The organism is Streptomyces yatensis (genome assembly GCF_018069625.1).
Taxonomy (GTDB): Bacteria; Actinomycetota; Actinomycetes; order Streptomycetales; family Streptomycetaceae; genus Streptomyces; species Streptomyces yatensis.
On sequence record NZ_CP072941.1, the window covers coordinates 3,584,645 to 3,597,722 of the forward strand.

The 13,078-nt window shown below is 71.5% G+C and carries 14 protein-coding genes and 1 riboswitch; of the genes, 6 read left to right on the forward strand and 8 right to left on the reverse strand.

The annotated features are described in order from the left end of the window. Positions 1 to 264: 264 nt before the first annotated feature. From J8403_RS14430 to J8403_RS14440, 3 genes are all read right to left on the reverse strand, one after another. A complete protein-coding gene (locus tag J8403_RS14430) occupies positions 265 to 1,059 on the reverse strand; it encodes an enhanced serine sensitivity protein SseB C-terminal domain-containing protein (RefSeq protein ID WP_211128242.1) in 795 nt (264 codons plus the stop codon). Between the two features lie 113 nt (positions 1,060 to 1,172). Further along, positions 1,173 to 1,988 carry an enhanced serine sensitivity protein SseB gene (locus J8403_RS14435; protein WP_425519786.1) on the reverse strand — a complete coding sequence of 272 codons (816 nt, stop codon included), beginning with the start codon at positions 1,986 to 1,988 and terminating at the stop codon, positions 1,173 to 1,175. Positions 1,989 to 2,226: 238 nt separating this feature from the next. Next, positions 2,227 to 2,925 carry an AAA family ATPase gene (locus J8403_RS14440; protein WP_211123546.1) on the reverse strand — a complete coding sequence of 233 codons (699 nt, stop codon included), beginning with the start codon at positions 2,923 to 2,925 and terminating at the stop codon, positions 2,227 to 2,229. A 169-nt stretch (positions 2,926 to 3,094) separates the two neighbouring features. Beyond that, positions 3,095 to 3,204, forward strand: a riboswitch (glycine riboswitch). Positions 3,205 to 3,373: 169 nt separating this feature from the next. On the opposite strand from J8403_RS14440, the gene gcvT reads away from it, so the two are divergent. The 6 genes from gcvT to J8403_RS14470 all read left to right on the forward strand — a co-directional run bounded on the left by gcvT (position 3,374) and on the right by J8403_RS14470 (position 9,442). Beyond that, positions 3,374 to 4,501, forward strand: coding sequence for a glycine cleavage system aminomethyltransferase GcvT (gene gcvT / locus J8403_RS14445; protein ID WP_211123547.1), 1,128 nt, complete (start codon positions 3,374 to 3,376; stop codon positions 4,499 to 4,501). A gap of 246 nt (positions 4,502 to 4,747) precedes the next feature. Next, a complete protein-coding gene (gene gcvH, locus J8403_RS14450) occupies positions 4,748 to 5,128 on the forward strand; it encodes a glycine cleavage system protein GcvH (RefSeq protein WP_211123548.1) in 381 nt (126 codons plus the stop codon). 25 nt (positions 5,129 to 5,153) lie between these two features. Continuing rightward, positions 5,154 to 6,419, forward strand: a complete 1,266-nt coding sequence (gene glyA / locus J8403_RS14455) for a serine hydroxymethyltransferase (RefSeq protein WP_211123549.1) — start codon at positions 5,154 to 5,156, stop codon at positions 6,417 to 6,419. A gap of 98 nt (positions 6,420 to 6,517) precedes the next feature. Next, positions 6,518 to 7,900, forward strand: coding sequence for an L-serine ammonia-lyase (locus tag J8403_RS14460; protein WP_211123550.1), 1,383 nt, complete (start codon positions 6,518 to 6,520; stop codon positions 7,898 to 7,900). A 197-nt stretch (positions 7,901 to 8,097) separates the two neighbouring features. Further along, positions 8,098 to 8,679, forward strand: a complete 582-nt coding sequence (locus tag J8403_RS14465) for a hemerythrin domain-containing protein (RefSeq protein WP_211123551.1) — start codon at positions 8,098 to 8,100, stop codon at positions 8,677 to 8,679. Between the two features lie 187 nt (positions 8,680 to 8,866). Beyond that, the gene (locus J8403_RS14470) at positions 8,867 to 9,442 is read left to right on the forward strand and encodes a DsbA family protein (protein WP_211123552.1); all 576 of its coding nucleotides are present in this window, start codon (positions 8,867 to 8,869) and stop codon (positions 9,440 to 9,442) included. Positions 9,443 to 9,601: 159 nt separating this feature from the next. On the opposite strand, the gene J8403_RS14475 is transcribed toward J8403_RS14470, so the two are convergent. The 5 genes from J8403_RS14475 to J8403_RS43635 all read right to left on the reverse strand — a co-directional run bounded on the left by J8403_RS14475 (position 9,602) and on the right by J8403_RS43635 (position 13,041). Further along, positions 9,602 to 11,287, reverse strand: coding sequence for a DEAD/DEAH box helicase (locus J8403_RS14475; RefSeq protein ID WP_211123553.1), 1,686 nt, complete (start codon positions 11,285 to 11,287; stop codon positions 9,602 to 9,604). A 14-nt stretch (positions 11,288 to 11,301) separates the two neighbouring features. Then, complete coding sequence (locus J8403_RS14480; protein ID WP_211123554.1) at positions 11,302 to 11,679, reverse strand: DUF2267 domain-containing protein; 378 nt, start codon at positions 11,677 to 11,679, stop codon at positions 11,302 to 11,304. A 338-nt stretch (positions 11,680 to 12,017) separates the two neighbouring features. Further along, entirely contained in the window at positions 12,018 to 12,341 is a 324-nt protein-coding gene (locus J8403_RS43625; protein ID WP_246585840.1) for an aromatic-ring hydroxylase C-terminal domain-containing protein, read from the reverse strand. Further along, complete coding sequence (locus tag J8403_RS43630) at positions 12,302 to 12,616, reverse strand: FAD-dependent monooxygenase (RefSeq protein WP_246585841.1); 315 nt, start codon at positions 12,614 to 12,616, stop codon at positions 12,302 to 12,304. Before J8403_RS43630 ends, J8403_RS43625 begins: the two co-directional genes overlap by 40 nt. Further along, complete coding sequence (locus J8403_RS43635; RefSeq protein ID WP_246585842.1) at positions 12,613 to 13,041, reverse strand: hypothetical protein; 429 nt, start codon at positions 13,039 to 13,041, stop codon at positions 12,613 to 12,615. Before J8403_RS43635 ends, J8403_RS43630 begins: the two co-directional genes overlap by 4 nt. Positions 13,042 to 13,078 lie beyond the last annotated feature (37 nt).

The following is a 13,078-nucleotide window of genomic DNA, read 5'->3' on the forward strand; positions in this document are numbered from 1 at the left end:
ATGTGAGGAGTACCGCTCCGCTATACGGACGGTCGCGACACGAGAACGCAGCAGTAACCTCGCGCCCGCTATGGGATGTTCGGCCCCAAAGGCCCGGTAGGCCGGGTGGGCAATCCCGTCAATCGGTGCGCGGACCAGCGGGTCGGCGACGGATCAGCGGATCGGCGGGCGCGGCGATTCGGCGGGCACGGCGGGTCGGCGGGCGCGACGGATCGGCGTGGCGGCACCGGCCCGGCGAGGCAGCGGATCAGCAGAGCCAGCGGATCAGTAGGCGGGACGCGGCGGCGGGTAGCCGTAGCCGTAGGACGGCGCGGCGGGGGCGGTGCCATAGGCGTCGCGGTCGAAGAAGGGCCGGGCGTTGGCCCGCATCCACAGGGCGACGGGGTCGTACTCGTCGGAGAGCGCGACCGTGGAGACCGGCAGCCCGTCCGGCACGGCGGTGATCGACTGCTCCATCATCACCCGCACCGACTGCACCGCCGGTGGGCTGCTGTCGTAAAGATCCAGCCCGATGGCCAGATACGGAGCGCCCAGCGCGGGCTGCACCCAGACGCGCCGCAGCGACCGCACGGCGGTGGTGCGATGCGCGTTCTGCCCCAGCAGGGCGTAGAACTGCGGGATGTCGATGGCGGGGTCGCTCAGCCGCAGCGGCCCGGCGGGCAGCCGGTCCAGACCGCCCGCGATCCGGCGCAGATCCGGCCACGGGATGCCCACTCCGCCGCCGCGGGCGTGGGGGTTGAGCCAAAGACCGTAGCGGTCGCGGTAGAGCGAGTCGGCGATGAGGCGTCCGTCGACCACCTCATGCGCACGGTTCCAGCCACTGGCGGCCAGTTCCTGTGCGGAGGTCACGCACGGGGCGTAACCGAGGCCGTCCACATCCATGTTCCCGTACTGGGCCTCGGGCGTGCCGGGCGCACCGTGCCACAGCAGCATCCAGACCTGGCCCTCGCCGATGGCCCGCAGCAGCGCCTCATAGGCGTCGTACCGGCCGGGAGCGACCTGCTGCAACGCTCGCTCAACCTGGCCGGCCGCCGCCCCCCAATCCGCGCCCGCGCTCACCTGGGTCCGCCCCTTCTCTCGCCCTTTGTCCCGCACCTCACCGGGGAGCGTGCTCGCACCCCTCCTGGTCATCAAACCAGCTTACGGGCCGCCGTAGCGGACCCTGGGGTGAGTCAGAGGTCACGGTCGTAGAACGGCCGTACGCGCCCCATCATCCAGTCGACCACCGGATCCCCCTGCGCCACGTCCAGCAGCACCAGCTGGACCTTCCACCGCACGGGCACCACACCGAGAGCGCGGCCGAGCGCGTCCACCGCCCGCGCCTGGCCGTCGGGGCCGGGGGCGTCGAGCTGCACGCCGACGAAGAGCGCGGGCTCGTCGCCCTCGACGCTGGCCAGCGCGCGCCGGGCGGTCCGCACCCCGGTGTCCTTGGCGAACTCGATCCCGGCGGCGGCCAGGAAGTCCACCGGCTCGTCCTGCCAGTCCGGTTCGAAGAGCCGCACCCTGCCCCCGGTGGCCGGGCCGTCGAGCTCGCTGCGCCCGGCACGGCACAGCTCCCGGACGGCGGCCGGAGGCAGTGGTACGACCACCGCGCCACCGGGGTTCACCGCGATGCCGAGCTGGGGCGGCAGGCCGCGGGCGAACTCCACGGCCGGGGCGATGGTGAAGGACATATGGGAGCCGACGAGCTGCAGGAACTGCTGCTCGGAGCTGAACACCGGGACATACGCGGCGCCTTCGATCTCCACCGTGGGCAGATCCAGGCTCGGGCTGCCCGGGCCACCGCCGTTGGGCAGCGGAACCCAGACATGGCTGCGGGAGAGCGTTTCGACGAGGCGCGCTCCGGCCCCGGGGACGTCGATCGAGGCGGCCATCACCTCTTCGAGCTCATTGCCGGGAAACGCCGGAAACGCCGGAAACGCGGTCTGCGCGCCGTCGGGGAATCCTCCGTGAGCCGGGGCCATGCCGTACTGCTCCGGGAAGCTCATCTTCGTCCAACCGCCATCTCGTCCTACCTGCCCAAAGCACCCTAGCGGCTGGGCGGCCCGGGGCCGGCGGGGGCGGCGTCATCTCCACAGCACTTCCCCACCTCGCCCGGCCCCCGCCGCGGTCACACTGGGTGATGCCGTCATGCTCATTTCCGGCCAAGGTCACCCGGCGTTTCCCTCTCGTCCCCGGGGAGGGCACCCGTCCCCTCCCAGGGCGGGGTTCACTTCCGGTGCGAGCTCATTCGAAGGAGATGCAGCGCAGTTCGCTCGCGGTCGAGCGGTCCAGCAGCACCGCCGAGGCGCACCCCTCCGGCGGCCGCCCCTCCTCCATCCCCGCGATGAGCCGCCGCATCGCGCGCCGATGCCGTCCGAAGGCATAGCCGGAGACCCCGCGGCCACGGGCGGCCTGGCCCTCCAGGGCCACCGTGGCCTCCACGTCCAGCAGCACCATGTGGAGACTGCGGCCCCGGCGCCGCGCGTCCCGGGCCAGCCAGCGGCGGACCCACGGCAGCGCGCCGCAGTCGTGCACCACGACGCTCACATCCGAGCGCAGCGCCCGGCGCAGCCCGGCGTAGTGGGCGTACCGGACCAGCGGGCGATAGAGCGCGTACGGCAGCCAGCCGGGCATCCGGCGCTCCCACGCCTCCCGGGTGTTCTGCGAGTCCACCCGGATGACGACCGTGCCCGTCCCGTCCAGAACAGGCACCGTCCGATTGATCAGCGTGCTCTTGCCGGCGCCCGGCAGCCCGGAGGCGACCAGCACGTCCCCCACCGGGAAGCGCAGCTCACGCCGGTCCGCACCGCCGCCGCGCGCCTGCCCGCGCAGATCGTGCACCGCGATGCGCCGGCCGGGGATGGCCGTCGACCCGGAGGGGATGCGGCCACGCCGTGCCGGCAGGAGCCTTTGTGCGGTCCCGTATGTTCCCTGCCCTTGCACCGTGATCGTCCTCCCAGGTCGGTCAACGCTGCTCGTACCCGCAGAGTGTCAAGAAAAGGTAATGTCCATCAAGGCTGCCTCTGCCCGATCCGGCCGGAGCCGACCCGATCGGGGCTTCCTTTCTCGGCCACACATGCGATGATGTGCGCGCAACTCCATACCGGCCGCTTGAATCCGCGCGGGAGAGTCCTTGGTCACCGGCAATGCGCCGGGTGTCCGGGGCGCCGAAGGAGCAAGTCCTCCCTTGAATCTCTCAGGCCCCGATACCGCGTGGACGAGGCAGATCTGAAAAGCGAGCCGCGGGCGCGGCTCCACCCAAGGTGCAAGCCGGGCCCCTTACGGGCGTCACGGCGAACCTCTCAGGTTCCGATGACAGATGGGGAGGACGCACGCGTCCTTGTCGTCCGTCCTCGCCGTCGCGCGACCCCGATCTCCTGGAGCCTGAATCGTGACCGACGCCCCGCCCACCCCACGCCGTACCGCGCTGGACGCACGGCACCGTGCGCTCGGCGCCACCATGACCGACTTCGCCGGCTGGGACATGCCGCTGCGCTACGGCAGTGAGCGCGACGAGCACACCGCGGTGCGCACCCGCGCCGGGCTTTTCGATCTCTCCCATATGGGTGAGATCTCTCTCATCGGTTCGCAGGCCGGGCAGGCCCTGGACCACGCGCTGGTCGGCCGGCTGTCCGCGCTCGCCGTGGGCCGCGCCCGCTACACCATGATCTGCGACGACGAGGGCGGCATCCTGGACGACCTGATCGTCTACCGCCTCGGGGACGAGGAGTTCCTGGTCGTGGCCAACGCCTCCAACGCCCAGGTGGTGCTGGACGCGCTGACCGAGCGGGCCGCCGGTTTCGAGGCGACCGTAAGGGACGACCGGGACGCCTATGCGCTGATCGCCGTCCAGGGGCCCGAGTCCCCCGGGATCCTGGGCAGCCTGACCGACGCCGACCTGGAGGGGCTCAAGTACTACGCCGGGCTGCCGGGCACCGTCGCGGGCGTCCCCGCCATGATCGCCCGCACCGGCTACACGGGCGAGGACGGCTTCGAGCTGTTCCTGGCGCCCGCCGACGCCGAGCGGGTCTGGGACGCGCTGACCGAGGCGGGCGCCCCGGTGGGCCTGGTGCCCTGCGGTCTGTCCTGCCGGGACACCCTGCGCCTGGAGGCGGGGATGCCGCTGTACGGGAACGAGCTGACCACCGACACCACCCCGTTCGACGCGGGGCTCGGCCGGGTGGTGAAGTTCGACAAGCCCGGCGACTTCGTCGGCCGCCAGGCCCTGGAGGCCGCCTCCCGCGAGGCGGACACCGTCAGCCCGCGCACCCTGGTCGGCCTGGTCGCCGAGGGCCGCCGGGTGCCGCGCGCCGGATACGCCGTGGTGGCCGCCGACGGCTCACGGATCGGCCAGGTCACCTCGGGCGCGCCCTCGCCGACGCTGGGCAAGCCGATCGCGATGGCGTACGTGGACCCGGAGTACGCGAAGCCGGGCACCGAGGGGGTCTCGGTGGACATCCGGGGCACCCGGGAGCCGTACGAGGTCGTGGCGCTCCCCTTCTACCGGCGCGAGCGCTGAGCGGTCCGGCCGCAACACGCCGCGCCCCACTGGCGTCCTCCTCTGGACCGGCACCGAGACCATCGGCGCCGCACCCGGCGTCGCCACATCGCGCCGACGCCGCACCCACCGGCGTCCCACCGGCGTCCCACCGCGCGGGCACGCACCCCCGGCACCGCACCCACCGGCACCGCACCCACCGGCGTCGCGTCCCACCAGCTAAGACCCGTTTCCCAAGCACTCCCCCGTATCCAGGAGAATCGGACCATGAGCAACCCCCAGCAGCTGCGCTACAGCAAGGAGCACGAGTGGCTGTCGGCCGCCGACGAGGACGGCGTGTCGACGATCGGCATCACCGAGTTCGCGGCCAACGCGCTCGGCGATGTCGTCTACGTCCAGCTCCCGGACGTCGGCTCGACCGTCACCGCCGGTGAAACCTGCGGAGAGCTGGAGTCCACCAAGTCCGTCAGCGACCTGTACTCGCCGGTCTCCGGTGAGGTCACCGAGACCAACGAGGACGTGGTGAACGACCCGGCGCTGGTGAATTCCGCTCCCTTCGAGGGCGGCTGGCTGTTCAAGGTGCGGGTGACGGGCGAGCCGGAGGAGCTGCTCTCCGCCGACGCGTACACCGCCTTCGCCGAAAACTGACCCTCCTCTTCCGATCGGGACCCTGATGTCGCTTCTCAACAGCTCCCTGCACGAGCTCGACCCGGACGTCGCCGCCGCCGTCGACGCCGAACTCCACCGCCAGCAGTCCACCCTGGAGATGATCGCCTCGGAGAACTTCGCCCCGGCGGCGGTCATGGAGGCCCAGGGCTCGGTCCTGACCAACAAGTACGCCGAGGGCTACCCCGGCCGCCGCTACTACGGCGGCTGTGAGCACGTCGATGTGGTCGAGCAGATCGCCATCGACCGGGTGAAGGAGCTCTTCGGCGCCGAGGCGGCGAACGTCCAGCCGCATTCGGGCGCCCAGGCCAACGCGGCCGCGATGTTCGCCCTGCTCTCTCCCGGCGACACCATCCTGGGGCTGAACCTGGCGCACGGCGGCCATCTGACCCACGGCATGAAGATCAACTTCTCCGGCAAGCTCTACAACGTGGTGCCCTACCACGTGGACGCCGAGACCGGTCTGGTCGACATGGACGAGGTCGAGCGGCTGGCCAAGGAGCACCGCCCCAAGATGGTGATCGCGGGCTGGTCGGCCTACCCCCGCCAGCTGGACTTCGCGGCCTTCCGGCGGATCGCGGACGAGGTCGGCGCGTACCTGATGGTCGACATGGCCCACTTCGCGGGTCTGGTGGCGGCCGGGCTGCACCCCTCGCCCGTACCGCACGCCCATGTGGTGACCACCACCACCCACAAGACCCTGGGCGGTCCGCGCGGTGGCGTGATCCTCTCCACCGCCGATCTGGCCAAGAAGATCAACTCGGCGGTCTTCCCGGGTCAGCAGGGCGGCCCGCTGGAGCATGTCATCGCGGCGAAGGCGGTCTCCTTCAAGGTCGCCGCGGGTTCGGCCTTCAAGGAGCGCCAGGAGCGCACGCTGGAGGGCGCCCGGATCCTCGCCGAGCGCCTGGCCCAGCCCGATGTCCGCGAGGCGGGCGTCGCCGTCCTGTCCGGCGGCACCGACGTCCATCTGGTCCTGGTCGATCTGCGCGACTCCGAGCTGGACGGGCGGCAGGCCGAGGACCGGCTCCACGAGGTCGGCATCACGGTCAACCGCAACGCGATCCCGAACGACCCGCGGCCCCCGATGGTCACCTCGGGTCTGCGGATCGGCACCCCGGCGCTGGCCACGCGCGGCTTCACCGCGGAGGACTTCCGCGAGGTCGCCGACGTGATCGCGCTGACGCTCAAGCCGTCCTACGACGCGGAGGCGCTCAAGGCCCGGGTCACCGCCCTGGCCGACAAGCACCCGCTGTACGCCCATCTGTCCAAGTAACCCCGGACACGGGGGCGCGCCCGCCCTGGCGCGCCCCCGCCGCACCACCCCCGCACGGCCCGCACGCCTCCCCCGCGTGCAGACGAAGGAGTCCCCCGGTGGCCATTTCCGTATTCGACCTCTTCTCGATCGGCATCGGCCCGTCCAGCTCGCACACCGTCGGCCCGATGCGGGCCGCGCGGATGTTCGTCCGCCGGCTGAAGAACGAGGGCCTGCTGGCCCACACCGCCTCCGTGCGCGCCGAGCTCTTCGGCTCGCTGGGCGCCACCGGTCATGGCCATGGCACCCCGAAGGCCGTGCTGCTGGGCCTGGAGGGCAACTCCCCGCGCACCGTCGACGTCGAGGCGGCCGACGGTGAGGTGGAGCGCATCCGCACCACCAAGCGGCTGCGGCTGCTCGGCGCGGAGATCGGCCCCGGCCAGGAGATCGACTTCGACGCGTCGAGCCAGCTGATCCTGCACCGCCGCCGCTCCCTGCCGTACCACGCCAACGGCATGACGCTGCTCGCGTACGACGCCGAGGGCCATCCGCTGCTGGAGAAGACGTACTACTCGGTCGGCGGCGGCTTCGTGGTGGACGAGGACGCGGTCGGCGAGGAGCGCATCAAGCTCGACGACACCGTCCTCACCCACCCCTTCCGCACCGGCGACGAACTGCTGCGGCTCTCCCAGGAGACGGGCCTGTCCATCTCGGCCCTGATGCTGGAGAACGAGAAGGCGTGGCGCACCGAGAAGGAGATCCGGGACGGCCTCCTGGAGATCTGGCACGTCATGGAGGCGTGCGTGGCCCGCGGCATGTCCCAGGAGGGCATCCTCCCCGGCGGCCTCAAGGTCCGCCGCCGCGCCGCCACCGCCGCCCGCGCCCTGCGCTCCGAGGGCGACCCGGCCGCCCGCGCCATGGAGTGGATCACCCTCTACGCCATGGCGGTCAACGAGGAGAACGCGGCGGGCGGACGCGTGGTCACCGCCCCCACCAACGGCGCGGCGGGCATCATCCCCGCCGTCCTGCACTACTACACGCGCTTCGTGCCGGGCGCCGACGAGGACGGCGTCATCCGCTTCCTCCTCGCCGCGGGCGCCATCGGCATGCTCTTCAAGGAGAACGCCTCGATCTCCGGCGCCGAGGTCGGCTGCCAGGGCGAGGTCGGATCCGCCTGCTCCATGGCCGCCGGCGGCCTCGCCGAGGTCCTCGGCGGCTCCACGGAACAGGTGGAGAACGCCGCCGAGATCGGCATGGAACACAACCTCGGCCTCACCTGCGACCCCATCGGCGGCCTGGTCCAGATCCCCTGCATCGAGCGCAACGGCATGGCCTCGGTCAAGGCGGTCACCGCCGCGCGGATGGCCCTGCGCGGCGACGGCCGCCACCATGTCTCACTCGACAAGGTCATCAAGACGATGAAGCAGACGGGCGCCGATATGAAGGTCAAGTACAAGGAGACGGCGCGGGGCGGGCTCGCGGTGAACGTCATCGAGTGCTGAGGGAACAGGCCCTGACCAGCGCGTTCGCACCGTTTGGCGCTGTCGGGGCCTTTTCTGGTGGCACAGTGCCCGGTTCCGCCGTGCCTCGCCCGAGGTGCCCGTAGCCCGGAGACCCAATCAAGTGGCACACCGGTTTCCGCCGCCCGGTTCTGGTCACCCTATGGGCTGACATCCACCGAAATGCGGAGGACAGCGCCATGAGCACTGCGCAGACCGAACGTGCGGAGGCAGCGAAGCTGCCGAAGGGTGATGTGGTGGCCATTCTGCTCGAGCAGCACGCACGCATCCGCGACCTGTTCTCGGATGTGAAGGGTGCCGAGGGCAAGCACAAGCAGCAGGCTTTTGACGAGTTGCGGGCCCTGCTGGCGGTGCATGAGACCGGCGAGGAGATGATTCTGCGCCCGGTCGCGAAGGAAACAGCCGGCGAGCAGGAGGCCGGCGCCCGCAACAAGGAGGAGAAGGAAGCGAACAAGGTCCTCGTCGAGCTCGAGAAGATGGACGTCTCAACGGCCGAATTCGACAGAGGGCTGGCCGGACTCGAGAAGGCGGTCATCGACCACGCCGAGCACGAGGAGCGGGAGGAGTTCCCCGCGATCCTGCGGGATTGCTCCGAGGACAAGCGCCGGAGCATGGGAACGATGCTGCGGATGACGGAGAAGATCGCCCCGACGCACCCGCACCCGGGCGTGGCCGGGTCCCCCGCGGCTCAGTGGGCGGTGGGGCCGTTCGCCTCACTCGTGGACCGGACGAAGGACCTCCTGAAGAGCGCCGCCGGCTGACCGTGGGCGGCGGACCGCGAGGCCGGCCGCATAACGGGCCGAGGGGCGGGTCGCCCGTCGCGACCCGCCCCGTCGCGCCCCTCGGTATCCGTTGCGCGTTATGTACGGGAATGCGGGTACTCCGAGGGCGCGGAAGAGCGGGACATCCGCCCCCCACCGCCGTTTTCCAGCAGCGAGGAGAACCCGCATGCAACCGCAGGTGCCACTCCCGGCTCGGGTGCCGGCCCACGCGCCTCAGGAAGGCGATGGCATCGCCGTCGGCAACGGCCCAGTGATCATCGATGCGTATATCGACTTCCAGTGCCCCTTCTGCCGGATGTTCGAGGAGTCATCGGGGCCGCTGCTCGATGCCATGGTCACCGAGGGGCAGGTGACGTTGGTCTATCACCCGATGGCCTTCCTGGACGCCATGTCCACCAGCCGGTACTCCACCCGCGCCTCGGCCGCCTCGGGCTGCGCCTCCGACGGCGGGGCATTCATGGAGTACCTCCACACACTCTTCGCCCACCAGCCGCCGGAGGGCGGGCCCGGGCTCAGTGATGAGGAGCTGATCGCGCTCGGCCTGCGGGTCGGGCTCACCGACGCCTTCGCCGCGTGCGTGCGCGACGGTGTTCATCTGGACTGGCCTCCGTACGTCACCGCCAGGGCGGCCGAACGCGGGGTGAGCGCCACGCCGACCGTACTCGTCGAGGGTGCCGCCGTAAGGCCCCACCCGGGCCTGATCAGGACCGCGGTGGCGGCCGCCCTCCACCACCCGGCGTGACCGGCGGACAGCACGTGAGAGGTGGTTACGCATGACGGTGAGGCTGAACGACGAGGCGTACGACCACGCGAAGCCGCGGTGGTCCTGAACCGCGAACAGACCGTACCTCACCAGCGCTTGAGCCCGTCCGAAGGTAACTCCCGGGTGCGGCGCCACGGGTCAGCCCGCCCGGTCGCGCTCCCGCCGGACGATCGGCTTCCGGCCCTTGAGGGTGGTGCCGCGCAACGCGCGGATCACCTCGTCGACCGCGGAGGCGGGGACCTCCACCAGGGAGAAGCGGTCGGCGATCTCGATCGAGCCGATGTCCCGCCCGCTCAGCCGGGACTCCCCGGCGATGGCGCCCACCAGATCCTGTGGCCGGATGCCCGCGCTGCGCCCAGCCCCGATGAACAAGCGCGTCATGCCCTCCGCGGGCGCACTGGTTCCCCGCGGACCGCGGCCCGGTCCGCCGCGACCCTCACGGTCCCCCCGCCCGCCGCGGACGGCGACTTCGGGAATCTCCTCCTCGTCGACCGCCGCGCCCCCTGCTTCATGCGCCAGCTTGACCGCGGCCAGCGCCACATCCATCACGTCGAACTCGTCCGCGAGGGTCTCCACCACCACCCGGAAGCGGTCGAGATCGTCCTCGACGATGGACTCCTGCAGTGCCGCTCGGGTCAGTTCCAGCCGGCGGGCGCGCAGATCGGCGACGGTCGGCACCTTCTCCACGCGGATCTGCCGCCGGGTCGTCCGCTCGATCGCCTTGAGCATCCGATGTTCCCGGGGCTCGGCCAGCGTGATGGCGACGCCCTCCCGCCCGGCCCGCCCGACCCGGCCGATCCGGTGGACATAGGACTCCGGCGCGGAGGGCACGTCGTAGTTGACCACATGGGTGAGCTGCTCGATGTCCAGCCCGCGGGCGGCCACATCGGTAGCGACCAGCAGGTCCGCGGTGCCGCCGCGCACCCGGCCCATGACCCGGTCCCGCTGTTCCTGGTTCATTCCGCCGTGCAGTGCCTCGGCGCGGTATCCCCGTCCGTTGAGCGTTTCGGTGAGCTGGTCGACCTGGTCCCGCGTCCGGCAGAAGACGATGGTGGCCTCCGGCGATTCCACGTCCAGCACCCGACCGAGCGCGGCGGGTTTCTGCGCCCGTGCCACGACGTACGCGGACTGCCGCACCTTGGGCGTCTCACCGGGGGCCGGCTTCTCCCGCTCGATCTGGATGCGTACCGGATCGCGCAGATGGCGCCGGGCCATGGCGTCGATGCGCGTCGGCATCGTCGCGGAGAAGAGCACGGTCTGGCGATCCGCCGGTGTGCCCTCGAGTATCGCGTCGATGTCCTCGGCGAAGCCCATGTCGAGCATTTCGTCGGCCTCGTCCAGCACCAGTGTCTCCAGGCTGTCGAGCCGCAGCGTCCCGCGTCCGATGTGGTCGAGCGCCCGGCCCGGTGTCGCCACCACCACGTCGACGCCGCGCTCCAGGGCGCGCAACTGCCGCCCGATCGGCTGCCCGCCGTAGACGGGCAGGACCCGGGTGCCCAGGTCGTGCCCGTAGCGATGAAGGGCCTCCGACGCCTGCATGGCCAGCTCACGGGTGGGCACCAGGACCAGGGCCGACGGCTTTGCCCCACCACCGTCCTGGCTGATGCGCTGAAGCACCGGCAGGGCGAACGCGGCGGTTTTCCCGGTTCCCGTGGCGGCCTGGCCCAGCAGATCGCGGCCGTCCAGCAGCGGAGGGATGGCCTCGCGCTGGATCGGGGTCGGCTCCTCGTAGCCCAGCCCCGTGAGTGCCCGCAGCAGCTCAGGGCGCAGTCGCAGATCGGCGAAGCCGATCTGTTCGGCGGTCGCGGTCGCGTCTGTTGTCATGGCCGCACGGCAGATCAGGCCGGAGTGTGGATGAGTTCCTCGAACTCCTTCGGCAACTGCGACAGGACATGACGGAACTCACCGCCGCTGACCGCCTCCCGGACGGTACTCAGCACCGCTGCCACGCCTTCCCGGGCGACTTCCGGACTGGTCCGGGCCCGCGTGCTCACCCTGTTGACGAACTCGTCTAGCCCGAAGCCCTCCGCCTCCGGGGTCGGAGACACGAGAGACTCCTTGAGCGCCTTGGGCAGCTCCGAGGCAAGGTCGTCCGCCTCGCCCCTGGTGATCCGTTCGGCCAGGGTCGCCAGGGTGGCGTGGGTAAAGGCCTCCGCCTGCTCGCGCGGGAGGCCGGAGCGCTGGGAGACGGTGCTGATGAACGTCTCGTAGTCCATGAGAGCGCTGCCTCTCTTCGGCATTTCGACTTTCCGGGATCTCTGGTGTCCACCACCGAGACTCTCCAGCATGGCGACCCCGGCGGCCCGACGCGTGCGCACGCCAGGTCCACATGCGCGCCCTGAGTCGACCCGCCATGCCGAAGCGGTCGGCGACAACGGCGCCTCGACGGCTCCACGGAACAGCTTCTGGTCCGCCTCGAGTCCCGCCGGCGCCGCGCGGAGGCGGGGCGGGCGCCGGCCTGATCGGGGACGTCCTCGCCGGACACACGAACCTGGGGCCCGTGCGTCCACCTCCCCCGCGGCACCCGGGCCCCCGCCATGTCCCGGAGAGACACTCAGCGGTCGAGGATCCGCCGCAGCACCCGCTCCATGCGCCGCCCGTGATCGGCCCCGGTCCCCGCACACCGCCAGGCGACCTGCCCGTCCGGCCGGACCAGCAGCGCGCCTCCCTCGGTCAGGCCGGCGACGTCCTCCCAGCAGCCCTCGGCGACGCGCACCTCCAGGTCCGAGCCGAGCGTGACGGCGGTGACCGGGACGCCGGTCTCCTTCCCGGCCGCCCGCGCCGCCTGAGCCCACGGGTCGCCGTCCCGCCCCGCGAGCAGAGTGAACGCACCGGCCGTCAGCTCAACGGTCGACAGTCGGCGCCCGTCCCGCTCCAACCACAGGGTGCGGCATCCGGGTACCGGGCGAGCCGTCGAGGTTGGTCCGGGCGTCCGCCAAGGACAGGGGCTCGGTGGAAGAAGCCGCGCCCGGCGATCAGTTCGCCCAAGTCCGCGCGGAACAGCACGTTGACGTGCTGGCCACCGACCACGCCCTGCCCGCTGCGGGCAATGCCGACCTGCTCCCGGGTGGCGCTCTCGGCCCCGTCGGCGGCCACCACGTACTCCGCCTCGACGACCGATGTCCGCCCGGTCGCCGTGTCCTCGACGGTCACGTCGACACTGTCACCGGCCTGACACAGCGACACCATCCGTGTGTCTCCCAGTGCACTTCGCCCCCGGCCTCCTGGGCCGCCCGCAGCAGGATCGGGTCGATCCGGTGTTGGCCGCAGCCGCCGAGGTCGGCGGCCGGGGTGAAGCCCTCGATCGTGTCCAGGAATTCCCGGGACACGTCCGCCTGCGGGCCGGCCGCGACGGGGTCGTACTCGGCGATCGTCCGCGCCTTCATCGGCGGACGGCTCTCGCTGCGCCGCTCGGCCACCGCGAGGAACTCCTCGGCACGACCGGTGCTCAGCAGCGCCTCCCGGGCACGGGGACCGATCGACGTGGCCCGGGGATGGCCAGACAGTCCCCGCGCGCTGCACCACGACGACCGGCCGGACACCCCGCCCCGCCGGATGTCACACTCCGGCGGGCTCATCTGTCGCACCTGGGACAAGCCATTGCCACCACAGGTA